A 22,613-nucleotide genomic window follows, 5' to 3' on the forward strand; every position below is an offset into this window, starting at 1 on the left:
CCTTTCAAGGTATGACACACTGCACGTTCGTTCGCCTATCAATTCAAGTTATCGCCTGCCGATAACAGTGATATCCACGGTGCCGTTCTTACCAGGGCGGTAATGCAGATCTATGGCTAGCAGCTGTTTTTTAAATTTCCATAGGAAAAAACGACTTTATTGATCGTTAAAACAGATCGATAATTAATGTTTGAATGGTTTAATCTATTGGTTGAGGGCGCTGTGGTGAGCAAGGATGGATCTGATATCAAACGTAGAGCATGGCTGTGTGTGTTTATCGGTAGCGGGCTATTCTGGCTGTTAACCGCCGCCGTGATTTACTGGTTACTGAGTTAGCAGGTTAAGCAGGAAGGCGATTCGTGAACAAAAAGCAGGCTAAAAACCGTGAGGGCGCTGAGCGTCGCGCACCGTCCAAAATTCCGCCGTCATGGGTGCTGAGCGATGAGCAGCGCGCCTTTATTGAAGATTTATGGCAGGACACCGACTCTGAGGCGGCGCGGCCCCCATCGCGCCGCAGCGTTAGCTGATCACGCGGCTGCGGCCGGCCAACGCGCCGAACAGCATTTGCAAGACGGTCAGGCACAGCAGGGCGATCAACGGCCAGCGCCAGCCTTCCGTCAGATCGTGCAGTAAGCCAAATAGGGTGGGCCCCAGCGCCGCTAACAGATAACCGACGGATTGCGCCATACCCGACAGCAGCGTCGCCTGATGATGATGCTGACTGCGCAATCCAAAGAACGACAGCGCCAGCACCAGCGAACTCCCCGCCCCCAACCCGGCAAACGTCAGCCACACCAGTGAACTGGCGGGTTGCACCAATAATCCCCCGACGCCGATGAAGATCAGCAGCGAGCTGCCCAACGCTATTGCCCGCTGATCGCGCGCACGCGGCAAAATCACCACCATGACAAAGTTGGCGACGATTGCCACCACCTGGTAAACGAACAGTTCGAAACCCGCCTGCTGAGCGGAGGTGCCGTGGCTGGCGGCAAAGGCGCTGAACCAGCCGATGATGGTGTAGAAGGCGATCGATTGCAGCCCCATGAACATCGCTACTTGCCAACCCAGTGCGCTGCCCCAGGGAGAGCGATAGCGTTGCAGCTCTGTTGGCTGCGGCTCTTTGGCGACGGGGGGGGCGGAGCGCCGCAGCTGCGGCAGCCACACCAACAGCGCCAGCAGCGCGGGCAAACCCCAACACAGCAAAGAGAACCGCCAGCCGAGGTTGGCCAGGGAGGCCAGTGGCACGGCCAGGCCGGAAGCGATGGCGGCAACCAGTGACATCACCGCCGCATAGGCAGCGATCATCGCGGCGGCGCGATGTGGGAAATCTCTTTTCACCAGCGTTGGCAGCACCACGTTGGCGAAGGCGATGGCGGCGCCGATCAGGACGCTGCCCGGCCAGAGCATGGCGTCTTGCGGCAGGGAACGTAGCACGATACCGCAGACCAGCAGCGCGAGGGCCAGGCCCAGGGTGCGCTCGATGCCGATGCGTTTCGCCAGCGCTGGGGTCAGCGGCGAGAGAATGGCGAACAGGATCAGCGGCAGTGAGTTGATCAGGCCGGCGGCGGTGGCGGACAACGCCAGCTGTTGCTGGATCTGCTCCAGCAGCGGGCCGACGCTGGTCAGGGCGGCGCGCAGGTTGGCCGCGATCAGCATAATGCCGACGATCAGCAAAATAGGGCAGTGTAACCGGCGACGCGGGGTCGCGGTGGACGCTGGGGATGAAGCGGGTTGCGGCATGGGTTCCTCGCACCAGGGCATGCAGTCAATCAGCGCTGCATGGCGTGATGCGTTGATTGACGTTAACGCTTACGTACCGACAAGGGGCCGATATCTGATCGCAAGTGTAGGGAAGATGGCTCGTACTGACAAGGGGATGGCCCGGCGGGATGGTGGCGGTTAATGCCCGCCGGCCGCAGGATAATTATCATTATGTGATCCTGGTCACTGAGTGAACTAAAAGTCATGGCGTGGGGCGCACCATGCGCCGCTTTCGCTTTCCGTGCAGCCCACGTCTCAGCGCTCCGGGGGTTAGCGCTCGTCATGGCATTTCATTTTTCTCCCATTCCACTTTTTGCTTTTCGATTCGTTTCGATTCGAAAGGTTTTTTGGCGGTTTTTTTGCTAAAACGGGGCTGTAAGCCCGATCACAATTTCATTGCTTTCGCTTTGCTGTAATGCCAGCGCAGTAGAGCGAAAGCCATCTTCTCCCCGGCGTTGCCGGAAACCTGAGGACCGCAGCTCATGCCAGTGAATACCGCAAAGCGACGTGAACACATCATCGATCTGTTATGCGAGCACGGCAGCGTGCGCGTGGAGCAGCTCAGTAAGCAGTTTGCGGTATCCACGGTGACGATCCGCAACGATCTGCGCTTTCTGGAACGAAAAGGGTGTGCGCTGCGCGCTTACGGCGGCGCAATGCTCAATCAGCAATTCGCTTTCGATCGGCCGTTACGGGACAAAGGGCGGTTGAATCGCGACGTCAAAACGCTGATCGCCAACGCGGCGGCCGGCTATGTGCGCGATGGCGATGCGTTGATCCTCGATTCCGGTTCCACCACCGCGCAGATCGTGCCGTTCCTGAAGGGGCGGCGCGATCTGGTGGTGATGACCAATGCGCTGAACATTGCCTACGAGCTTTCGGGAAACGACGGGGTGGAAGTCATGGTGCTGGGGGGCAGCGTGCGCCGCAACTCTTACTCGCTCTACGGTCCGGCTGCCGAGCAGCAATTGCGTCAGTACCGCTTCGACAAACTGTTTTTGGGCGTCGACGGGTTCGATCTGAGCGCCGGCATCACCACGCCTCACCCCGGTGAGGCGCACCTCAATCGCGTGATGTGCGAGGTGGCGCGCGAGATTATCGCGGTGGCGGATGCCAGCAAATTCGGTCGCAAGAGCTTTTGCATGATTCGCGAAGCCGGACAAATCCATCGGCTGATCACCGACAGCCGTCTTCCGGACGATTACGAGCGGGCGTTAACCGAGCTGGGCGTGGAGGTCATCATCGCCGATCGGTAGCAGGGCGCCTGCATGGGGGCTTCATGCAGCAGTTGTTACAGCTTGTCGAGCAGCACAAGGCCGGTATGCCGGTCGGGATCTTTTCCGTCTGTTCCGCCCATCCCTGGGTTCTGAAGGCCGCGCTGCGGCAGGCCAAAGCGCGCGGCACGCCGGTATTGGTGGAGGCGACGTCCAACCAGGTTAATCAATTCGGCGGCTATACCGGCCAAACGGCGGCCCAGTTCCGCGATGCGCTGTGGCGCCTGGCGGATGAAGTGGGCCTGGCGCGCGAGCGCGTGTGGCTGGGTGGCGATCACCTGGGGCCCAACGCTTGGCAAGATCGCCCGGCTCAGGAGGCGATGGCGCTGGCGGAAACCTTGATCGACGATTACGTTCGCGCCGGATTTCGCAAAATTCACCTCGATTGTTCCATGTCGTGCGCCGGCGATCCCTCGCCCCTGGGGGATGTCACGGTCGCCGAGCGTGCGGCGCGCCTGTGCGCGGTGGCGGAGCGGGCCTGGGCGCAGAGCGGCGGCGAAGCGCCGGTCTATGTAATCGGCACCGAAGTGCCGGTCCCGGGCGGCGCGCAGGAGGCGCTGGCGGGTCTGCAGGTCACCACGCCGCAGGCGGTGGCGCAAACGCTGGAAACGCACCGCATCGCCTGGCAAAAAGCCGAGCTGAACGATGCCTGGCAGCGAACTATCGCGCTGGTGGTACAGCCGGGCGTCGAGTTCGATCACCACAGCGTTGAGCATTACCAACCGCAGCGCGCCGACGCATTGAGCCACTTCATCGAAAGGCAGCCGGGCATGATCTATGAGGCGCACTCTACGGACTACCAACCACCGCAGGCCTACCGCCAACTGGTGCGCGATCACTTCGCCATCCTGAAGGTGGGGCCGGCGCTGACCTTCGCGCTGCGCGAAGCGCTGTTCGCCCTCGATCGCATCGAGCGTGAATGGCTGGGGGAACGCCAGTCGGCGCAGCTGTGCGCCACGCTGGAGCAGGTGATGCGCGAGCAGCCGCAGCAGTGGAGCCGCTATTACCACGGCACGCCGCACCAGCAGTATCTCGATCGCCACTACAGCCTGAGCGATCGGGTGCGTTACTACTGGCCGCAGCCGCAGGTGCAGCAGGCCGTCGACGGGTTGCTGGACAACCTGCGCCGCAGCCCGGCACCGCTGGCGCTGCTCAGCCAGTACCTGCCGGATCAGGCGCGGGCGCTGAACGCCGGCGAATTAAGCGCCGATCCGCAGGAGTGGGTGCTGCATAAAGTGACGCAGGTGCTCGACGATTACCACGCCGCCTGTTACCCGGAGGGCCGCTGACATGCCGAACATTTTAATGACCCGCATCGACAATCGCCTGGTGCACGGCCAGGTGGGTGTGACCTGGACCAATACCCTCGGCGCCAACCTGGTGGTGGTGGCCAACGACGAGGCCGCCGCCGATCCGGTGCAGCAGAACCTGATGGACATGGTGGTGGCGGAAGGGGTGCAGACCCGCTACTTCACGCTGCAGAAAACCATCGACGTGATCCACAAGGCGGCGGACAGGCAGAAGATTTTTCTGGTGTGCAAAACACCGCAGGACGTGTTGACGCTGGTGCGCGGCGGGGTGCCGATCCGTTTCGTCAACGTCGGCAATATGCACTTCGCCGAGGGGAAGCGGCAGGTGCACAAAACGGTGTCGCTGGACGACGGCGACGTGGCCGCGTTCCGCGCGCTGGCGGCGCTGGGCGTGGAGTGCGAAGTGCGCCGGGTGCCGGATGAGGCGGGTGAGGCGATCGGCAAATTGCTCTTTTGAGCCTGGGGGGAAGCATGTTGACGGATGCGTTATTGATTGCGCTGTTGGCCGGATTGGCGGGGGTTGACCTGTTCGACGGTCTAACCCACTTCCACCGGCCGGTGGTGATGGGGCCGCTGGTGGGGCTGATTTTGGGTGACGTCTACACCGGCTTGCTGGTGGGCGGGACGCTGGAGCTGGTGTGGATGGGGATGGTGCCGCTGGCGGGCGCTCAACCGCCGAACGTGGTGATCGGCGGGGTGATCGGCACCGCGTTCGCCATTCTGACCAAGGCCGATCCTAAAGTGGCGATCGGCGTGGCAGTGCCGTTCTCGATTGCGGTGCAGGGCTGCATCACGCTGCTGTTTACGCTGTTCTCACCGATGATGCACCGCTGCGATCGCATGGTGAAAGAGCTGAACTGGCGCGGCATCGAACGGGTGAACTATCTCGGCATCAGCATCCTGTTCATCTTCTATTTCGTGGTGGCGTTCCTACCGATTTACTTCGGCGCCGACGCGGCCAGCGCCATGGTGCAGAAAGCGCCGGGCTGGCTGCTGGACGGGCTGGCGGTGGCGGGCGGCATGATGCCGGCGATCGGTTTCTCGCTGCTGATGAAGGTGATGATGAAAAAAACCTACGTGGCCTATTTTATCCTCGGTTTCATCTCGGTCACGTTCCTCAAGCTGCCGATCCTGGCAGTGGCGCTGGGCGCCCTGGCGATCGCTTTGATTGATTTCTTCAACACGCAACGCGGCGCGGCAGAGGCGACCGCCTGGCCCGCTCCGCAGGAGGACGCCGAAGATGGCATTTAACGATTCCGACGATCTGCTGGCGCAAAAGGCCGAGCAGCGCATGGCGCAGGCGCTGGCCACCAGCCAGGTGGAGCAGGACGACTATCTGGACAGCCAGCCCGCCGAGGCGCTGACGCGCGGCGACATCAACCGCATGGCCTGGCGTTCGCTGCTGCTGCAGGCGTCGTTCAACTATGAACGCATGCAGGCGGGCGGCTGGCTGTATCAGCTGATCCCCGGGCTGCGCAAGATCCACCGCAACCCGCAGGATCTGGCCAACTCGATGAAGATGCACATGGAATTTATCAACGTGCACCCGTTCGACGTCACCTTCCTGTCCGGCCTGGTGCTGGCGATGGAGCAGAACAAGGAGAAAATCTCCACCATTCGCGCGGTGAAAGTGGCGCTGATGGGGCCGCTCGGCGGTATCGGCGACGCGCTATTTTGGCTGACGCTGCTGCCGATCTGTGCCGGGATAGGCGCTTCGCTGGCGTTGGAAGGGAGCTTGTTCGGGCCTATCGTCTTCCTGCTGCTGTTCAACCTGTTTCATTTCGGCCTGCGTTTTGGGCTGGCGCACTACGGCTATCAGGCCGGCACCAGCGCGCTGGCGCTGCTGAAGACCCACACCCGGCGCATTTCTCACGCCGCGTCGATCGTTGGCATGACGGTGATCGGCGCGCTGGTGGCGTCGTATGTGCACCTGTCCACGCCGCTGGTAATGCATGCCGGCAAGGCCAGCGTGGCCTTGCAGACCGACGTGCTGGACAAGTTGATGCCCAATTTATTGCCGCTGTGTTTCACGCTGCTTATTTTCTTCCTGATGAAGCGCGGATTCTCACCGGTGAAGCTGATAGGCGTCACCGTAGCGATTGGCGTAGTGGGCAAATTTATCGGCATTTTGTGAGGAGCGAGCGATGCCAGGCATTGTGATTACCGGCCACGGCGGTTTTGCCACCGGGCTGTTGCAGGCGGTGGAACAGGTGGTGGGGCCGCAGCGGCACTGCGCGGCGGTTGATTTCCCCGAACAGATGAGTACCGCGCAGCTCAGGGACGCCCTACGCTCGGCGCTGGCTGCGGTGATGCAGCCGGACGGCGTGGTGTTCCTGACCGATATGCTCGGCGGTTCGCCGTTTCGCAGTGCCTGCGAACTGGCGGATGAGCAGGGCGATTGCGAAGTGCTCACCGGCGTCAATATGCAGCTGGCGGCGGAAATGATGCTGGAGCGCGACGGGTTGAGCCTGGATGAGTTTCGCGAGGTGGCGCTGGCGTGCGGCAAACGGGGCCTGACCAGCCTGTGGCATGAGCGCCGCCGAGTGAAGTGCGAAGACGTGCAGACCGACGGCATCTGAACGAACGCCGGGCGCGATAGCGCCCGGCTCTGCGGGTTATACCGGCAGCGGGCTCAGCGCCAGGCGCGCCGGTTGATCTTCGCTGCGGCTGAAGCGCCAGCAGGTCTGGTGGTACTTCGCCACGCTGTTGCGGTGCGCCACGCTGATCAGCGTCACGTCCGGCAGTTCATCCACCAGCAGGCAGTACATCAGTTGCTCGGTTTCGTCGTCCAGCGCGCTGGTGGCTTCGTCGAGGAACAGGATGCTCGGGCGAATCAGCAGGGCGCGGGCGAACGCCAGCCGCTGTTGCTCGCCTGGCGACAGGCGGTGGCTCCAGTTGGCGGCGGTATCCAGCCAGCGCTGCAGGTGCTTCAGGCGGCAGTTTTCCAGCACCCGCATCAGCTGCTCGTCGCTGTATTGTGTCGCCTGGCTCGGGTAGCTCAGCGCCTCGCGCAGCGTGCCGATCGGAATGTAGCTGCGCTGCGGCAGGAACAGGGTATTGGCGTTGGCCGGCAGCCCGATGGCGCCCGCGCCGTAAGGCCAAATGCCGGCGATGGCCCGCAGCAGCGTCGACTTGCCGCAGCCGGAAGGGCCGACGATCAGCAGGCGATCGCCGCGTTGCAGCGTCATCTCGGCACCGGTCAGCAGCGGCTGACCATCGGGCAAGTTCAGGCTGAGGTTATCCAGTGTTAACGGGTGGGCGGTCTCTTTCCGCAGCTGAATGCCGCGCGGCTGATGGTGAACCTGATCGACGGCGGCGTTGAAGCCGGCCAAACGGTTAACGCAGGCTTTCCAAGTCGCCAAATCGTTAAACGCGTCGATAAACCACGACAGCGCACCCTGCACCTGGCCGAAGGCCGAGGCGATCTGCATCAGGCCGCCCATCTGAATGGCGCCGGAGAAGTAGCGCGGCGCCGCTACCAGCAGGGGAAACACGATGGCGAACTGGCTGTAGAAGTTGGTGGCAATGTTCAGCCGCCGGGTGATGCGCATAATTGCCCACCAGTTGCTGCGAATGGTGTCAAAACGATCGCCTAGCTGCTGTGCCTCGCGCGGTTCGCCGTGGTACAGCGCGATGGCGTCGTTGTTTTCGCGGATGCGGATCAGGCCGAAACGGAAGTTCGCCTCGTACCGTTCCTGGTTGAAGCCCAGCATGACCAGCGGTTTGCCGACCCACCAGATCAGCAGCGATCCCAGCACCGCATACAGCAGCGCGAACCACACCATATAGCCGGACAGCGTGATGGCGTGCTGACCGAGCGCGAAGGTCATCGGCCCGCTGACGTGCCATAAAATGTCGATAAAGGAAAACAGCGTCACCAGGCTGGAGAGCAGCCCGAGTGACAGCGACAGGGTATATTGGGTCAATACGTTGAGATCTTCCGCGATACGCTGATCGGGGTTATCGACGATCTGTTGCTGCTCGGTGTGATAATACGCCTGGTGCGCCAACCACTTCCCCATGAACTTTTCCGTCATCCAGCGCCGCCAGCGCATCTGTAGCCCCTGGGTGAGGTAGATCTTGTAGACCGCCAACACGATAAAAATCAGCGCCAGATAGGTAAAGCGCCACAGCTGCGCCTTGAACACCGGGTAGTTTTTGTTCTGCAACGCATCGTAGAACACCTGGTTCCACTGGTTGATCAGCACGCTGATATAGACCAGGCCGAGTGACAGGATGACGATGGCGATCAGCATCATCCAGGCGCGCCATCGTTCCTCCGACACCCAAAAGGGTTTGATCAGCTGCCACACGGCGTGTTTCTGCAAGGGGGTTGCGTTCATAACGGCTCGATAATTGCGGTATTTCGTTCAGCATGGGCTGCGGGCCGGTAACAAACAAACCGTGACTGTAAGCAGTTTTAACTCCGCTAACCGTTTGAAATAAAGCGGCTGAATCGCCGGCAGCGTGCAGCTGGGCGCAATTGCGGCATACACTCCGGCGCCGGGCGGTTATACTGGCGCCGAATTTTTGCAGAAAGGATAAACGATGAAGGCTTGGTTTCCTCTGTTGCTGACCTGCGGCGTCTTCGCCAGCGTCCGGGCCTGGGCGCACATTGACGAGCCGGACATCGCCGCCGACTGCCAAAAGGTGGCGAGCTACGCCGAACTGGGAAAAAAGGCCTATCAGCGGCAGGATTACGCTAAAGCCGCCGACATCTTTCGCGATCAGGCGGCTTGGAGCGAGTTTTGCGGCCTGAGCGAGCAGGCTGTCGCCACGGCTTACAACAACGTGGCGTTGTCGCTGATGCACGCCGGCGAATTGCTCAAGGCGCAGGCCTATCTGGCGCTGGCGCCGCACGATGACAAATCGCAGCACAACATGAGCCTGTTGCGCCAACGCCTGGCGCAGTGGCCACAGCCGCAGGGGCTGGCCGGCGTGTATTGGCAATACGCCGGGCGCGGCGTGTGGAGCGAAGTGACGGTGAAGCCGCAGGGCGAGCGCTGGTTGATCGCGTTTTCCGGCTACGCCATGCCGCAGATGGGGCTGTATTACGGGCCGAACATGGGCGACTTCACCGCCGAGCTGCCGATCGAACACGGCAAGGCTGTCTACCACCAGCATGAAGCGGAAAGCGCGCAGGTCTGCGACGTGACAATGGCGTTTGGCAAACAAGCGCTGGAGATGCACACGCGGGGGGATTGCGGGTTCGGTCACAACGTGCGGGCCGAAGGGCGGTTCGTGCGGGTCGAATGACCCGCCCCGGCGATCGGGGCGAGAAGGGTTACGCCAGCGCGGCGGCGCCCAGCAGGTTTTTCCAGGCTTCCACATTGCCCAGATAGTTGCCGGCCGGCAGCAGATGCAGGCGGCCTTCGCTGTCCTGCAGCGCAAAGGTCGGGAAGCCCTGGCCTTGCACTTTGGCCAGCAGCGCCCGGCTTTCCGCGATGTGTTGCGCGGTTGGCGCGCCGCTGCTAAAGCGCATTTCGGCGATAAACGCCGCCGAAGGCAACCCCAGCTCTTTCGCCAACGCTTCCAGCACCGGCGTGTCGGCGATGCGCCGGCCTTCCTGGTAGTGCGCCCGCTGAATGCGGTGCAGCATGTCCAGCCCGCGTCCCGCCAGTTTCTCCGCCGCCAGGATAGCGGTGATCGGCGGCTCGGAATCCATCACTGCCGTGGTGTCGCGCAGCAGGCCGTTGAAATAGGCTTCGCCAAAAGGCTGGCCCGTCATCTCGGCGATACGTTTGTCGTGCGGAATGACGTAGTTGCGCCATTCGTCGGTGATTTGGCGACGGTTGTTGCCGGTCATCATGCCGCCGGCGTGCGGCACGACCTTCAGCCCGGGGAGGCTCTGAGCCGCTTTCACCAGCGGCGTGGCGCCGTAGCACCAGCCGCACAGCGGATCGAAAATATAATGCAGAGTGGTTTCGGTCATTTTTACTCCTCGCTTGGCGCGCGGCAGTTCACCGCGGCGCCAGGGCTGGTTCAATCACGCAGGGGCGCTTATTGCGGCCACTTCATCTCGCCTTTCAGCACTTTTGCGCTCAGTTCCAGGCTCGATTCGTCTTTCAGCGTCGGGTAATGCTTTTTCATCGCTTCAATCAGCGCGGCGGAATCCTTGGCCTTCGGCAGTTCGGCTTCCAGCGTGGTCAGGTATTTTTGGGTAAAGTGCACCGATGCCAGCGTTTGCGCGGCGCCCGGCAGGAAGTGGCCCGGCACGACGACCTGCGGCTTCAGCGCTTCGATATTTTTCAGCGTCTGCTGCCAGTGCTGGCGCGATTCCACGCTCTGGTTGTCGGCGATCCACGGATGGATATTGTCACCGGCGACCGCGACGCCGCCCACGACCGCTTTCAGCGCCGGGATCCACACGAAGGTGCGATCGGGGGTCGGGCCGTTCAAGCCTTTCACTTCCACTTTCTGGCCGTCGATGGTGAAGCTATCGCCTTGCAGCGGCTGCGGCACGATCACGGTTTTTGGCGCGTTGTCTTTCAGGATCGGGCCCCAGTAGGCAACTTTACCGTCTTTGGTCGCATTGATGTCTTTGATGGTGCCAGGCGAAGCGATGATTTTCGCCTCCGGGAAGGCCGCCTTGATCACGTCCAGACCGAAATAGAAATCCGGGTCTGAGTGGCTGATATAAACGGTGGTCAGCTTCTTGCCGGTCGCCTTGATCTTTTTCACCAGCTCTTCAGCATCATTACGCTGGAACTGAGCGTCGATCAGCGCCACTTCGTGTTTGCCGCTGACGATTTCGGAAGACACCGGGAACACGCTTTTTTCGCCCGGGTTATACACTTCCATGGTCAGGGTATCGGCAGCGGTGGCGTAAGTGCTCAGGGTGGCGACGCCGGTGAAGGCCAGAGTTAACAGTGATTTCTTAAACATGGGCAGAGGTCCTTAGGTATCGGTTAATGTTGTAATGATGTTAGGTTGCATAAAGCGATAGAAAAACCGGATAATAAGCAATTATTCGTTGCATAAATCGGACTAATCATGGATCGCATTACCGCCGCTGAGGTTTTTGTCACCATCGTCGATCGCGGCAGCATGATCGCCGCCGCAGAAACGCTGGAGATGTCGCGCGCGATGGTCACGCGCTATCTGGCGCAGATGGAGCAATGGGCCGGGGCGCGTTTACTGCATCGCACTACCCGTAAGCTTAGTCTGACCGACGCCGGGGAGCGTACTTTGGAGCGCTGCCGACAAATGTTGGCGCTGGCGGGGGAAATCGATCTGGTGGAGGAAGGGCAGAGCGACGAACTGCGCGGCCTGCTGCGCATCACCTGTTCGCAGTCGCTCGGGCAAACGGCGCTGGTGGGGGCCGTCGCTCAGTATCTGAAGCGCCATCCGCAGGTGGCGGTCGATCTGCAGATGAACAACCGGGCGGTGAATCTGGTGGAAGAGCGCATCGATCTGGCGCTGCGCATCACCAACGAGCTGGATCCCAACCTGATCGCCCGGCCGCTGTCCACCTGCGCATCGGTGGTGTGTGCCGCGCCGGCGTATCTGGCGGCGCACGGCACGCCGCGCCAGCCGCAGGATCTGGCGTTGCACAACTGCCTGACTTATTCCTATTTCGGCAAAAGCCTGTGGCACTTTGACGCTCAGGGGGTGAAATCGGCGGTGGCGGTCAGCGGCAACCTGAGCGCCAACGAGTCGGTGGTGCTGATGGCCGGCACGGTGCAGGGCGCGGGCATTTCCCTGCAGCCCTACTATTCGGCGGCGCCGCTGCTGGCCAGCGGCGAATTGGTGGAGCTGCTGCCGGGTTACCGGCCGCAGTCGATGGGCATCTACGGCATCTACACCTCGCGCCGCCAGATGCCTGCCACCTTGCGTACCATGCTGGACTTTCTGGTGGAGTGGTTCGCCAGCGATCCGCAGTGGCAGGCGACGCTGCGCTGAGGCTTCGGCAACATTCCCACGCCGTTTTCACCGCTTGACGGCAGCGGCCAGGCGAGCGGTGAACAGTGCGGCCTGTTGATGCAAATGGTCGATAAAGGCCGTCACCAGCGCCGACGAAGGGCGGTGTAGCGGCCGGATCAGGCTGACGGTGAACGGTACGTCGATGCTGAAGGATCGCACGTGCACGCCGTTGCCGGCATAGTCGAGCGCCGTCAGCGGGTTAACGATTGACACCCCCACGCCGGCCCTCACCATGGCGCACACCGACGCCGCGCTGTGCGTTTCCATCACCATGCGGCGCTCGACGCCCTGCTCGGCGAACAGCGCATCGAGCAAGTGGCGATAGCTGTCGGTGCTCGACAGGCTGATAAAGTTCTGCCCGGCGAAATCCTGCGGCGTCAGTGGATCTTTCGCCAGCAAAGGATGGCCCGCCGGCAGCACGCAGACTTCATTCAACGTCATCAGCGTTACCCGCTCGGTGCCCGCCGGCGTCAGGGTGGTTTCCGTTAGCCCGAGATCGTGGCGCTGGGCCGACAACCACTCTTCCAGCAGCGGCGACTCTTGCGGGATCACGCTGAAGCTGACTTCCGGGTAACGTTCGATAAAGGGCCGGCACACCGCCGGCAGCAGCGATTGGGAAAATACCGGCAGGCACACGATCGACAGCTGCGCCTGCTGAAACTGGCGAATGCCGGCGGCGGCGTTGACGATGCGATCGAGGCCATAATAGGAGCGTTGCACTTCTTCGAACAGCCGTAGGCCCTGCACCGTGGGGGACAAGCGCCCGCGCACCCGGTCGAACAGCTGCAGCCGGATCAGCTTCTCAAAGCGCGCCAGCTCACGGCTGACGGTCGGTTGCGAGGTTTGCAACAGGGCTGCCGCCTCGGTCAGGTTGCCGGTGGTCATCACCGCCCGAAAGATTTCGATCTGCCGCAAAGAGATGCTGTGCATGGCGAGGCTGCTCGACTATAGAGAAATCCATATCATAAATGAATAGACTACGGCTAAATAGATATTTTTCACCCGATTCAGCGTGCGGCACTATGGCTCTATCTGCCGTCATTTTCGAATTGGGAATATCGCCATGCCTCGCCCGTTGCACGACACCTCCACCGCGTTGAATGCCGCTAACCTGCTGGCCTTGCCGCCGCGTTTCGGTTGCCCGGTCTGGGCCTATGATGCGGACATCATCAGCCAGCGCATCGCTCAACTGCGCCACTTCGACACCATTCGTTTCGCACAGAAGGCCTGTTCGAACATTCATATTTTGCGTTTGATGCGCGAGCAGGGCGTGAAGGTGGATTCGGTGTCGCTGGGCGAGATCGAACGGGCGCTGCAGGCTGGTTTTCAGCCGGGCGGCGAACCGAGTGAGATCGTGTTTACCGCGGACGTGTTGGATCATGCCACGCTGGCGCGCGTCAGCGAATTGAAGATCCCGGTTAACGCCGGTTCCATCGACATGCTGGATCAGCTCGGCCAGGTTTCCGCAGGGCATCCGGTGTGGCTGCGCATTAACCCGGGATTTGGCCACGGCCATAGCCAGAAAACCAACACCGGCGGCGAAAACAGCAAGCACGGCATCTGGTATGCCGATCTGCCGCAGGCGGTGGAGAAAATCCGCCGCTACGGCCTGCAACTGATCGGCGTGCATATGCACATCGGTTCCGGCGTCGATTACCAGCATCTGGAGCGCGTCTGCGATGCGATGGTGCAGCAGGTGATCGATCTCGGTCATGACATCAGCGCCATTTCCGCCGGCGGCGGCCTGTCTATCCCGTATCAGTACGGCGAAGAGGCGATCGATACCGAACACTATTTCGGTTTGTGGAACCGGGCGCGTGAACGCATCGCCGCGCATCTGGGGCATCCGGTGCAGCTGGAGATTGAACCCGGGCGTTTCCTGATGGCGGAAGCGGGCGTCTTGGTGGCCGAGGTGCGGGCGGTGAAAGACATGGGCAGCCGCCACTTCGTGCTGGTGGACGCCGGTTTTAACGATCTGATGCGCCCGGCAATGTACGGCAGCTATCACCATATTTCACTGTTGCCGGCCGATGGGCGCGCTACCTCGGGGCAACCGCTGCGCGACACGGTGATCGCCGGGCCGCTGTGCGAATCCGGCGACGTCTTCACCCAGCAGGCGGGCGGCGGCGTGGAAACTCGCGAGCTGCCGCCGGTGCAGATCGGCGATTATCTGGTGTTCCACGATACCGGCGCCTACGGCGCATCGATGTCCTCCAACTACAACAGCCGTCCGCTGTTGCCTGAAGTGCTGTTCGAAAACGGCGAGCCGCGCTTGATCCGCCGCCGCCAAACCATCGAAGAACTGATCGCGCTGGAGCTTATCTGATCAGCGGGCGGGCGCCTGGCGCCCGCTTTACAGCGTCATGCGGCGGTGCTGGCCATTGGGCAATTGCACATCCAGCGACAGCGTGCCGCCCATCGCCTCGATATAGCGTTTGAGCGACGACAGCTTTATTTCGCTGCCGCGCTTTTCCAAATTGGCGACGGAGGGTTGGCTGATGCCGAGCCGCTTCGCCAATTCAACCTGAGAGACCGCCAGCTCTTCCCTCAGCATTGCCAGCCGCAGCTCGAAAATTTCCTTGTCCGCTTTTTGCCTGGCTGCGGCAACGACGGCGGGATCGAGTTTATCGATCAGTTGGGATAACGGTTTGGCCATCTGTACTACCTCCGGGTTGCCAGATAATGTGAAAACTCCATGGCGGCGATGGGCAACATGCGCTGGTAAAAGCGTTTGTCGCCAGTTTTATCGCCGCCGCACAGCAATACCGCTTGCCGCTGTGGGTCAAAAGCGAAAAACCCTCTGAAAGGGCGCCCGCGATGTTGAACGCGCAGCTCCTTCAACTGCCGGGCCGCGTCGGAAAAATGCAGCGTATCGGCGTGCGGCCGCGCCAACTGCGGGCCGAACGTCTGTAATTTGAAGATCGCCGCCAGGATGCTGGTTTGCTGGGCGTTGTTCAGCGCTAAAAACCAGTCGTCGAACCGTTCGACGGTCACCACTTGCCACATGACGTGCTCAGAATATAGTGTTTATGCTATATAGCGTAAAGGTTATTGTTCGATCAATATGCACGAACGCAGGGAGCGGAAAAAATCCAAAAGCGGGAAATGCGGCGGGCTACGCAATATGAACGCATGGGTGACTGCTCACCCATGCAGCGATGTCATTACGGCTGTTCGTGCGCGTTGTTGAGGGTGGCGACCGAGTGGCGGCGCACCAGCGTCGGGCTGAACATGTTGGTGATTTCCGGCAGCGGTTGCCGGTTGGCCAGCGCCAGGGCCAGCTCTGCCGCCTGGGTGGCCATCGCGACGATAGGGTAGCGAATGGTGGTCAGGCGTGGGCGCAGGTAGCGCGAAATCAACACGTCGTCGAAACCGATCAGCGAAATTTCCCCCGGTACGTCGACGCTGTTATCGCTCAGCACCGACAGCGCGCCGGCGGCCATCGGATCGTTATAGCAGGTAATGGCGGAGAACGAACGGCCGCGGCCGAGCAACTCGGTCATCGCCTGTTCGCCGCCGATCTCGTCCGGTTCGCCATAGGCGATCAGCTTTTCATCCACCGCGATACCGTGTTCCCGCAGCGCGTCGAGATAGCCCTGCAGCCGGTCGGTAGCGTCGGAAATCTGGTGAGTGGAGCAGATGATGGCAATGCGCTGATGCCCTTGCTGGATCAGATGACGGGTCGCCAGCCAGGCGCCGTAGCGATCGTCGAGCGCCACGCAGCGTGTTTCGAAGCCCGGCAGCGTGCGGTTGATCAGCACCATGCCCGGGATCTGTTGCATCCAGCCGCAAAGTTCCTGATCGCTCAGCCTTTTGGCGTGCACCACCAGCGCTTCGCAGCGGTGTCGCACCAGTTGTTCAATCGCCTGGCGCTCTTTTTCGGCGTCGTGGTAACCGTTGCCAATCAGCAGAAAATTATGGGTGGCGTAGGCCACCTGCTCGACCGCTTTGACCATTGCGCCGAAGAAGGGATCGGAAACGTCGGAGACGATCAGGCCCAGCGTCTCGGTGGATTGCTGCGCCAGCGCTCGTGCGTTGGCGTTAGGGTGATACTGCAGTTGTTCCATGGCGGCCAGCACCGCGGTGCGCGACCCTTCGCTGGCCTTGGGGGAATTGTTTATCACGCGGGATACCGTGGCCACGGAAACACCCGCCAGCCTGGCAACATCCTTTATTGTAGCCATATCAGTCAACACATCCTGGGTAATCGCTTACATCCCCCAGTTTTGCGGAAAAAAACCGGGGCTGCAAGCGGTCTCGTGCGCAACTTGTGGCGGCCGTTGCAGAATCTCTTCGAGTCTGTACGCATAACCATCGACGACCGAACGATAGCGCAATTTGTACGTTGGCACTGGCGCCGGGCTGAGGTAACGTCTGTGCATTCCGATTTGCGCCGAGAATGCCATGTCCATTAAACGCTATCCGCAGCTCGCCCATTGGGGCGCTTATACCGCCGTGGTTGAAGACGGTCGGCTTATCCGTTGTGAACCCTTCGTCGACGATCCCGACCCTTCGCCGCTGCTCGATTCCATCGTCCCGATGGTCTACTCCGACAAACGCATCCGCAAGCCGGCGGTGCGCCGCTCGTGGCTGCAAAAGCGCGAGGGCAGCGACCGGACGCTGCGCGGCAGGGAAGATTTCGTCGAGGTGGGCTGGGAGTTAGCGCTCGATTTGGTGGCGGAAGAGAATCGCCGGGTGCGCGATCGCTACGGCGCCTCCGGGCTGTTCACCGGTTCTTATGGCTGGTCGTCGGCCGGGCGGCTGCACCATGCACGCTCGCTGGTGCGGCGGTTCTACTTCGGCGGCGGCGGCGGGGTCGATCAGCAGGGCAACTACAGCTGGGGCGCGGCGCAGTTCTTTCTGCCGTATGTGATCGGCACTTTCTCGCCCTTGACCGGGCGCGTCACCAGTTGGCCGAGCGTGGTGGAGCATTGTGAGTTGTTTGTGGCGTTTGGCGGGCTGGCGCTGAAAAACGCTCAGGTCTCTTCCGGCGGCGCGGCGGAACATGCGCTCAAACCCTGGCTGCAAAAGCTGGCGCATAAGGGCACGCCGGTGATCAACATTAGCCCGATGCGCGACGACTGCCCCGCGTTCGTCAACGCGGAATGGATCCCGATCCGGCCGAATACCGACGTGGCGCTGATGCTGGCGCTGGCTTATGAAATCCAGCGGCTGGGCGCGCAGGATGAAGCCTTCCTGCACAGCCACTGCGTGGGCTATCAACAGCTGGCGGATTACCTGAACGGCGCCGGTGACGGCGTGGCGAAAACCCCCGACTGGGCCAGCGCCATTACCGGCATTCCGGCGGCGCGTATTGCGCTGCTGGCGCGGCAACTGATCGGCGTGCGCAGTTTCATCACCTGTTCCTACTCCGTGCAACGCGCACATCGGGGGGAGCAACCGTATTGGATGATGATCGCGCTGTCGGCGATGCTGGGCCAGGTGGGGCTGCCGGGCGGCGGTTTCTCGTTCGGCCACGGCTCGATGAACGGCGTCGGCAACCCGCGCGTGGATACCCCCGCGCCGACCATGCCGGTAGGCGAAAACCCGGCCGGGCTGGCGATCCCGGTGGCGCGCATCTGCGACATGCTGTTGCACCCCGGCGAAGCCTATCAATTTTGCGGCGAGACGCGGCATTATCCGGATATCCATTTGGTGCACTGGGCCGGCGGCAACCCGTTCCATCATCATCAGCAGTTGAATCGGCTGGTGGAGGGGTGGCAGAAGCCGGACACGGTGATCGTTCAAGATATCTGGTGGACGGCGGCGGCCAAAATGGCGGACATCGTGCTGCCGGTCACCAGTTCGCTGGAGCGTAACGACATCGGCGGCTCGTCGCGCGATCGCTACGTGTTGGCGATGCATCAGGCCATTGCGCCGCAGCATCAGGCGCGCAACGATTTCGATATTTTCGCCGATCTGGCGGAGCGTCTCGGCTATCGTGAGCGCTTTACCGAGAATCGCGACGAGCGGGCTTGGATCGAAGCTATCTACCGGCAATGCGGCGCAGCGCAGCAGCGCGCCGGCGTCGCCTGGCCCGAGTTTGAGGATTTCTGGCGCCGGGGCTATGTCGAACTGCCCGCGCCGGCCAAAGAGTTCGTCTTTTTTGAGGCGTTCCGCGCCGATCCGCAGGCTAACCCGCTGCAAACGTCCAGCGGCAAGATAGAGCTGTTCAGCGAGCGGATCGCCGGCTATCGCTACGAAGATTTCGCGCCGCATCCGCAGTGGCGGCCGCCGGTGGAGTGGCTGGGCGCGCCGCAGGCCAAAAACTGGCCGCTGCACCTGATCTCCATTCAACCGAGCGATCGCCTGCATAGCCAGATGGATCCGGCGCCGCTGGCGCAGGGCAACAAGACTGCCGGGCGCGAAACCTTGTACATGCATCCGGACGATGCGGCGCCGCGCGGCGTGGCGGACGGCGCCGAAGTGCTGGTTAGCAACGCACGCGGCAGCTGTCTGGCGGGGGTATCGCTCACCGATGGCGTGACGCGCGGCGTGGTGCTGATGGCGACCGGCGCCTGGTTCGAGCCGGGTTACGACGCGCAGCGCCGGCCGGTCGAGCAGGCGGGCAACCCGAACGTGCTGACGCTCGATATCGGCACCTCGCCGCTGACGCAGGGGCCGAACGCCATGAGCTGTCTGGTGGAGGTCAGCGCGCGATGAGTGAAGATTTCACGTCTGGGTCACTGGCTCGTCGTTGTTATATTTATTTTCGTCGCTGCGGGAAGGTTTAAGTTTCATTGAGTTATTACAGCTGATCGCGGGAAATTTACAGCTGGTTGCATTTGGAGCAGAACTCTTGCGATTCGGCGGTAGTTTCCTGCACGACATCTCTCTAGAGTAGGTGATCCCAGAGGTATTGATTGGTGAGAAATCAGCATACTCTGTATGTTGAAGCCATTTTCAATTGCACCAACCTACGCGGATGCGTAGGTTTTTTTTTGCCTGCCATATAGTATTCTTTTCCCTACAACGATTTACGCCTCCATGGCCAAGGGAGAAGGGCATGATCTTTTCACTGCTGCGCGCGCTGTTTCGCCTGTTGTTTCGGGTTCGGGTCGAAGGGGACGTCCAGCACTTCGAACGGCAAAAATTACTGATTACGCCGAACCACGTCTCTTTCCTCGACGGCGTGCTGTTGGCGCTATTCCTGCCGATAAAACCGGTGTTTGCGGTTTACGCCAGCATCGGCGAGAGCTGGTTTATGCGCTGGCTGCGGCCTTACATCGATTTTGTCTCGCTCGATCCTACCAAGCCGATGGCCATCAAGCAGCTGGTGCGGATGGTCGAACAGGGACGGCCGATCGTGGTGTTCCCTGAAGGGCGCATCACCGTGACCGGCGCGCTGATGAAAATCTACGACGGCGCGGCGTTTATCGCCGCCAAATCGGGCGCCACCGTGGTGCCGGTGCGGATCGACGGCCCCGAATTCAGCCCGTTCGGCCGTATGGCCGGGGTGTTCAAGATCCGCTGGTTCCCGCAAATCAACATTCGCATCTTGCCGCCGACCACGCTGCCGATGCCGGAGGCGCCGCGTGCGCGCGATCGCCGGGCGTTGGCGGGCGATCGGCTGATGCAGATTATGATGCGGGCGCGGATGGACACGCGCGAACCGCAGACGCTGTTCCATGCCTTGCTGGCGGCGCAGCACCGCTATGGGCGCCGAAAACCGTGTATCGAAGACATCGCTTTCAAAGAAGACAGCTACCAGACGCTGATCAAAAAATCGCTGGGTGTCAGCCGCATTCTGCAACGCTTTACCGCCGAAGGGGAACACGTCGGGCTGCTGTTGCCGAACGCCACTATCACCGCGGCGGCGATCTTCGGCGCTTCGCTGCGCAATCGCATTCCGGCGATGCTCAACTACACCGCCGGCGCCAAGGGCCTGAACAGCGCGATGACGGCCGCCGGTATCAAGACCATCGTCACCTCGCGCCAGTTTCTGGAGAAGGGCAAGCTGACCCACCTGCCGGAACAGGTGCCGCAGGCTAACTGGGTGTATCTGGAAGATCTGAAAGACACTGTCACGCTGGCGGATAAGCTGTGGATCCTGCGTCACTTGCTGCAGCCGCAGCGCGCGGCGTTGCCGCAACGTCCGGAGGACGCGGCGCTGATCCTGTTCACGTCTGGATCTGAAGGCCACCCCAAGGGCGTGGTGCATTCGCACGCCAGCTTGCTGGCCAACGTAGAACAAATTCGCACCATCGCCGATTTCACGCCGCGCGACCGCTTCATGTCGTCGCTGCCGCTGTTCCACTCGTTCGGCCTGACGGTGGGGCTGCTTACGCCGCTGCTCACCGGCAGCCGCATTTTCCTCTACCCCAGCCCGCTGCACTATCGCGTGGTGCCGGAGCTGGTGTATGACCGTAACTGCACGGTGCTGTTCGGCACGGCGACCTTCCTTAACAACTATGCGCGCTTCGCGCATCCGTATGATTTTGCCCGCCTGCGCTATGTCGTGGCCGGCGCGGAGAAACTGGCGGACAGCACCAAACAGATCTATCAGGACAAATACGGCATCCGCATTCTGGAAGGCTATGGCGTGACCGAGTGCGCGCCGGTGGTCTCGATCAACGTGCCGCTGGCGACCAAGGTGGGCACCGTCGGCCGCATCATGCCGCAGATGGAGGCGCGTCTGATCGCGGTGCCGGGCATCGATAACGGCGGCCGTCTGCAGCTGAAGGGGCCGAATATCATGAAAGGTTATCTGCGGGTTGAACGCCCCGGTGAGCTGGAACCGCCGGCGGCGGAAGATGCGAACGGCGTGTTGCAGCCGGGCTGGTATGACACCGGTGATATCGTCAGCCTGGATGAGCAGGGTTACTGCACCATTCGCGGCCGCGTGAAACGCTTCGCCAAGCTGGCGGGTGAGATGGTGTCGCTCGAGAGCGTCGAACTGCTGGCGCAACGGCTGTCGCCGGAAAAGCTGCATGCCGCCACGGTCAAAAGCGACAGCAGCAAGGGGGAGGCGTTGGTGCTGTTCACCACCGATCCCGCCATTACCCGCGAGGCATTGCTGCGGGTGGCGCGCGAGCTGGGCAGCCCGGAGCTGGCGGTGCCGCGCGATATTCGCCTGTTGAAAACGCTGCCGGTGCTCGGCAGCGGCAAACCCGATTTCGTCACCCTGCGTCATATGGCCGAACAGCCGGAGAGTGCCTGATGAATCCTTCGACCGAATCCCCTTTGTTGTCACGCGGCATGATCGCGGTGATCAGCGCGCAGTTCCTCTCGGCGTTCGGCGACAATGCATTGCTGTTCGCCACGCTGGCGTTGATCAAGCAGCAGCTGTATCCAGACTGGAGCCAGCCGATCCTGCAGATGGCCTTTGTCGCCACCTATATCATTCTGGCTCCATTCGTCGGGCAGATCGCCGACAGCTTTGCCAAAGGGCGGGTGATGATGTTCGCCAACGCCCTAAAATTGGCGGGAGCGTTGGTGATCTGTTTTGGGGGGAACCCGTTCCTGGGTTACAGCCTGGTCGGCGTGGGGGCCGCCGCATATTCACCGGCCAAATACGGCATTCTGGGCGAGATCACCAGCGGCGAGAAACTGGTCAAGGCTAACGGCCTGATCGAGGCCTCGACCATCGCGGCCATTCTGACCGGTTCGGTGGCCGGCGGTATTCTGGCGGACTGGCATGTGGTCGCGGCGCTGGCGGCCTGCGCCTTGGTTTACGCGGGGGCAGTGGTCGCCAACCTGTATATTCCGCGTCTGGCGGCGGCGCGCCCGGGGGCTTCATGGCGGCCGCGGGCCATGACGAACAGTTTCTTTACCGCCTGCGTTACGCTGTGGCGCGATGGGCAGACGCGTTTCTCCTTGATTGGCACCAGCCTGTTTTGGGGGGCCGGCGTGACGCTGCGTTTTCTGCTGGTGCTATGGGTGCCGGTGGCGCTGGGTATCGCCGATAACGCCACGCCGACGCTGCTGAACGCCATGGTGGCCGTCGGCATCGTGGTGGGCGCGGGTGCCGCCGCGCGCTTCGTCACGCTGAAGACGGTGAAACGCTGTATGCCGGCCGGGATCCTGATCGGCGTCGCGGTCGCGGTATTTGCGCTGCAAACGACCATGCTCAATGCCTACGTCTTGCTGGCGATCATCGGCATGCTGGGAGGCTTCTTCGTCGTACCGCTCAATGCGTTGCTGCAGGAGCGGGGCAAACATTCGGTCGGCGCCGGCAATGCGATCGCGGTGCAAAACCTGGGTGAAAACGCCGCCATGTTGCTGATGCTGGGCCTGTATTCTTTGGTCGTGAAGCTGGGCGTGCCGGTAGTGGGCGTCGGCGTAGGGTTTGGCGTGGTGTTTGCGCTGGCGATTTGCGCGTTGTGGTGGTCGCAGCGGCGGTGAA

Annotated in this window: 21 protein-coding genes; 13 read left to right on the forward strand and 8 right to left on the reverse strand. The window is 61.7% G+C overall.

The genetic code is table 11. The features are described from left to right. The first annotated feature begins 222 nt into the window (after positions 1-222). The gene (locus RE418_RS10790; RefSeq protein ID WP_049232362.1) at positions 223-336 is read left to right on the forward strand and encodes a YmiA family putative membrane protein; all 114 of its coding nucleotides are present in this window, start codon (positions 223-225) and stop codon (positions 334-336) included. A gap of 183 nt (positions 337-519) precedes the next feature. Here RE418_RS10790 and RE418_RS10795 read toward each other — a convergent pair whose 3' ends face one another. Beyond that, positions 520-1,740 (reverse strand): MFS transporter, encoded by a 1,221-nt coding sequence (locus tag RE418_RS10795; RefSeq protein WP_089181238.1) that lies wholly within the window; start codon positions 1,738-1,740, stop codon positions 520-522. 503 nt (positions 1,741-2,243) lie between these two features. Between RE418_RS10795 and agaR the strand changes: the two genes are divergently transcribed. The 6 genes from agaR to agaF are packed head-to-tail and all read left to right on the forward strand — an operon-like array spanning position 2,244 to position 6,924. Further along, entirely contained in the window at positions 2,244-3,017 is a 774-nt protein-coding gene (gene agaR, locus RE418_RS10800) for a transcriptional repressor AgaR (RefSeq protein ID WP_004931804.1), read from the forward strand. A 23-nt stretch (positions 3,018-3,040) separates the two neighbouring features. Continuing rightward, the gene (locus RE418_RS10805; protein ID WP_025304088.1) at positions 3,041-4,324 is read left to right on the forward strand and encodes a D-tagatose-bisphosphate aldolase, class II, non-catalytic subunit; all 1,284 of its coding nucleotides are present in this window, start codon (positions 3,041-3,043) and stop codon (positions 4,322-4,324) included. Position 4,325: 1 nt separating this feature from the next. Continuing rightward, positions 4,326-4,802 (forward strand): PTS N-acetylgalactosamine transporter subunit IIB, encoded by a 477-nt coding sequence (gene agaV / locus RE418_RS10810; RefSeq protein ID WP_019455696.1) that lies wholly within the window; start codon positions 4,326-4,328, stop codon positions 4,800-4,802. 14 nt (positions 4,803-4,816) lie between these two features. Next, positions 4,817-5,596, forward strand: coding sequence for a PTS N-acetylgalactosamine transporter subunit IIC (agaW, locus tag RE418_RS10815; protein ID WP_399676184.1), 780 nt, complete (start codon positions 4,817-4,819; stop codon positions 5,594-5,596). Further along, the gene (locus RE418_RS10820; protein WP_025304087.1) at positions 5,586-6,479 is read left to right on the forward strand and encodes a PTS system mannose/fructose/sorbose family transporter subunit IID; all 894 of its coding nucleotides are present in this window, start codon (positions 5,586-5,588) and stop codon (positions 6,477-6,479) included. The genes agaW and RE418_RS10820 overlap by 11 nt, the downstream gene beginning before the upstream one ends. 10 nt (positions 6,480-6,489) lie before the next feature. After that, complete coding sequence (gene agaF, locus RE418_RS10825; RefSeq protein ID WP_025304086.1) at positions 6,490-6,924, forward strand: PTS galactosamine/N-acetylgalactosamine transporter subunit IIA; 435 nt, start codon at positions 6,490-6,492, stop codon at positions 6,922-6,924. A gap of 36 nt (positions 6,925-6,960) precedes the next feature. Here agaF and RE418_RS10830 read toward each other — a convergent pair whose 3' ends face one another. Continuing rightward, the gene (locus RE418_RS10830; RefSeq protein WP_089181237.1) at positions 6,961-8,688 is read right to left on the reverse strand and encodes an ABC transporter ATP-binding protein/permease; all 1,728 of its coding nucleotides are present in this window, start codon (positions 8,686-8,688) and stop codon (positions 6,961-6,963) included. Between the two features lie 205 nt (positions 8,689-8,893). On the opposite strand from RE418_RS10830, the gene RE418_RS10835 reads away from it, so the two are divergent. Continuing rightward, positions 8,894-9,601 (forward strand): hypothetical protein, encoded by a 708-nt coding sequence (locus RE418_RS10835; protein WP_060435046.1) that lies wholly within the window; start codon positions 8,894-8,896, stop codon positions 9,599-9,601. A gap of 28 nt (positions 9,602-9,629) precedes the next feature. Here RE418_RS10835 and RE418_RS10840 read toward each other — a convergent pair whose 3' ends face one another. Beyond that, positions 9,630-10,277, reverse strand: coding sequence for a DsbA family protein (locus tag RE418_RS10840; RefSeq protein ID WP_043139796.1), 648 nt, complete (start codon positions 10,275-10,277; stop codon positions 9,630-9,632). A gap of 68 nt (positions 10,278-10,345) precedes the next feature. After that, positions 10,346-11,230: an MBL fold metallo-hydrolase gene (locus RE418_RS10845; RefSeq protein WP_025304082.1), complete on the reverse strand. Its 885-nt coding sequence runs from the start codon at positions 11,228-11,230 to the stop codon at positions 10,346-10,348. Positions 11,231-11,338: 108 nt separating this feature from the next. Between RE418_RS10845 and RE418_RS10850 the strand changes: the two genes are divergently transcribed. Then, complete coding sequence (locus RE418_RS10850; protein ID WP_033644836.1) at positions 11,339-12,247, forward strand: LysR family transcriptional regulator; 909 nt, start codon at positions 11,339-11,341, stop codon at positions 12,245-12,247. A 27-nt stretch (positions 12,248-12,274) separates the two neighbouring features. On the opposite strand, the gene RE418_RS10855 is transcribed toward RE418_RS10850, so the two are convergent. Beyond that, entirely contained in the window at positions 12,275-13,198 is a 924-nt protein-coding gene (locus RE418_RS10855; protein ID WP_043139803.1) for a LysR family transcriptional regulator, read from the reverse strand. Between the two features lie 133 nt (positions 13,199-13,331). Between RE418_RS10855 and lysA the strand changes: the two genes are divergently transcribed. After that, entirely contained in the window at positions 13,332-14,594 is a 1,263-nt protein-coding gene (gene lysA / locus RE418_RS10860) for a diaminopimelate decarboxylase (RefSeq protein WP_043139806.1), read from the forward strand. 27 nt (positions 14,595-14,621) lie between these two features. On the opposite strand, the gene RE418_RS10865 is transcribed toward lysA, so the two are convergent. The 3 genes from RE418_RS10865 to galR form a co-directional block, all read right to left on the reverse strand. Continuing rightward, positions 14,622-14,924 carry a helix-turn-helix domain-containing protein gene (locus tag RE418_RS10865; RefSeq protein ID WP_025304078.1) on the reverse strand — a complete coding sequence of 101 codons (303 nt, stop codon included), beginning with the start codon at positions 14,922-14,924 and terminating at the stop codon, positions 14,622-14,624. Positions 14,925-14,929: 5 nt separating this feature from the next. Further along, complete coding sequence (locus RE418_RS10870) at positions 14,930-15,274, reverse strand: type II toxin-antitoxin system RelE/ParE family toxin (protein WP_049206122.1); 345 nt, start codon at positions 15,272-15,274, stop codon at positions 14,930-14,932. A 158-nt stretch (positions 15,275-15,432) separates the two neighbouring features. Next, entirely contained in the window at positions 15,433-16,452 is a 1,020-nt protein-coding gene (galR, locus tag RE418_RS10875) for an HTH-type transcriptional regulator GalR (RefSeq protein WP_028127674.1), read from the reverse strand. A gap of 220 nt (positions 16,453-16,672) precedes the next feature. Here galR and RE418_RS10880 point away from each other — a divergent pair, with 220 nt between their 5' ends. The 3 genes from RE418_RS10880 (at position 16,673) to lplT (ending at position 22,612) form a co-directional block, all read left to right on the forward strand. Continuing rightward, on the forward strand, positions 16,673-18,931 hold the full coding sequence (locus RE418_RS10880) for a molybdopterin guanine dinucleotide-containing S/N-oxide reductase (RefSeq protein ID WP_089181236.1): 2,259 nt from the start codon (positions 16,673-16,675) through the stop codon (positions 18,929-18,931). A 343-nt stretch (positions 18,932-19,274) separates the two neighbouring features. Next, on the forward strand, positions 19,275-21,428 hold the full coding sequence (aas, locus tag RE418_RS10885; RefSeq protein ID WP_049206118.1) for a bifunctional acyl-ACP--phospholipid O-acyltransferase/long-chain-fatty-acid--ACP ligase: 2,154 nt from the start codon (positions 19,275-19,277) through the stop codon (positions 21,426-21,428). Continuing rightward, positions 21,428-22,612 carry a lysophospholipid transporter LplT gene (lplT, locus tag RE418_RS10890; protein WP_043139832.1) on the forward strand — a complete coding sequence of 395 codons (1,185 nt, stop codon included), beginning with the start codon at positions 21,428-21,430 and terminating at the stop codon, positions 22,610-22,612. The genes aas and lplT overlap by 1 nt, the downstream gene beginning before the upstream one ends. Position 22,613 lies beyond the last annotated feature (1 nt).

Origin of the sequence: Serratia sp. szju (assembly GCF_044594185.1) — a bacterium.
Lineage (GTDB): Bacteria > Pseudomonadota > Gammaproteobacteria > Enterobacterales > Enterobacteriaceae > Serratia > Serratia bockelmannii.

Bases quoted from the DNA above. Each gene is read 5' to 3' on its own strand.
- RE418_RS10865 (WP_025304078.1), bottom strand. From the start codon at position 14,924: ATGGCCAAACCGTTATCCCAACTGATCGATAAACTCGATCCCGCCGTC.
- RE418_RS10880 (WP_089181236.1), top strand. From the start codon at position 16,673: ATGTCCATTAAACGCTATCCGCAGCTCGCCCATTGGGGCGCTTATACC.
- RE418_RS10805 (WP_025304088.1), top strand. From the start codon at position 3,041: ATGCAGCAGTTGTTACAGCTTGTCGAGCAGCACAAGGCCGGTATGCCG.
- aas (WP_049206118.1), top strand. From the start codon at position 19,275: ATGATCTTTTCACTGCTGCGCGCGCTGTTTCGCCTGTTGTTTCGGGTT.
- RE418_RS10835 (WP_060435046.1), top strand. From the start codon at position 8,894: ATGAAGGCTTGGTTTCCTCTGTTGCTGACCTGCGGCGTCTTCGCCAGC.
- RE418_RS10840 (WP_043139796.1), bottom strand. From the start codon at position 10,277: ATGACCGAAACCACTCTGCATTATATTTTCGATCCGCTGTGCGGCTGG.
- RE418_RS10845 (WP_025304082.1), bottom strand. From the start codon at position 11,230: ATGTTTAAGAAATCACTGTTAACTCTGGCCTTCACCGGCGTCGCCACC.
- lysA (WP_043139806.1), top strand. From the start codon at position 13,332: ATGCCTCGCCCGTTGCACGACACCTCCACCGCGTTGAATGCCGCTAAC.
- RE418_RS10795 (WP_089181238.1), bottom strand. From the start codon at position 1,740: ATGCCGCAACCCGCTTCATCCCCAGCGTCCACCGCGACCCCGCGTCGC.
- RE418_RS10820 (WP_025304087.1), top strand. From the start codon at position 5,586: ATGGCATTTAACGATTCCGACGATCTGCTGGCGCAAAAGGCCGAGCAG.
- RE418_RS10850 (WP_033644836.1), top strand. From the start codon at position 11,339: ATGGATCGCATTACCGCCGCTGAGGTTTTTGTCACCATCGTCGATCGC.
- galR (WP_028127674.1), bottom strand. From the start codon at position 16,452: ATGGCTACAATAAAGGATGTTGCCAGGCTGGCGGGTGTTTCCGTGGCC.
- RE418_RS10870 (WP_049206122.1), bottom strand. From the start codon at position 15,274: ATGTGGCAAGTGGTGACCGTCGAACGGTTCGACGACTGGTTTTTAGCG.
- agaW (WP_399676184.1), top strand. From the start codon at position 4,817: ATGTTGACGGATGCGTTATTGATTGCGCTGTTGGCCGGATTGGCGGGG.
- agaR (WP_004931804.1), top strand. From the start codon at position 2,244: ATGCCAGTGAATACCGCAAAGCGACGTGAACACATCATCGATCTGTTA.
- lplT (WP_043139832.1), top strand. From the start codon at position 21,428: ATGAATCCTTCGACCGAATCCCCTTTGTTGTCACGCGGCATGATCGCG.
- RE418_RS10855 (WP_043139803.1), bottom strand. From the start codon at position 13,198: ATGCACAGCATCTCTTTGCGGCAGATCGAAATCTTTCGGGCGGTGATG.
- agaF (WP_025304086.1), top strand. From the start codon at position 6,490: ATGCCAGGCATTGTGATTACCGGCCACGGCGGTTTTGCCACCGGGCTG.
- RE418_RS10830 (WP_089181237.1), bottom strand. From the start codon at position 8,688: ATGAACGCAACCCCCTTGCAGAAACACGCCGTGTGGCAGCTGATCAAA.
- agaV (WP_019455696.1), top strand. From the start codon at position 4,326: ATGCCGAACATTTTAATGACCCGCATCGACAATCGCCTGGTGCACGGC.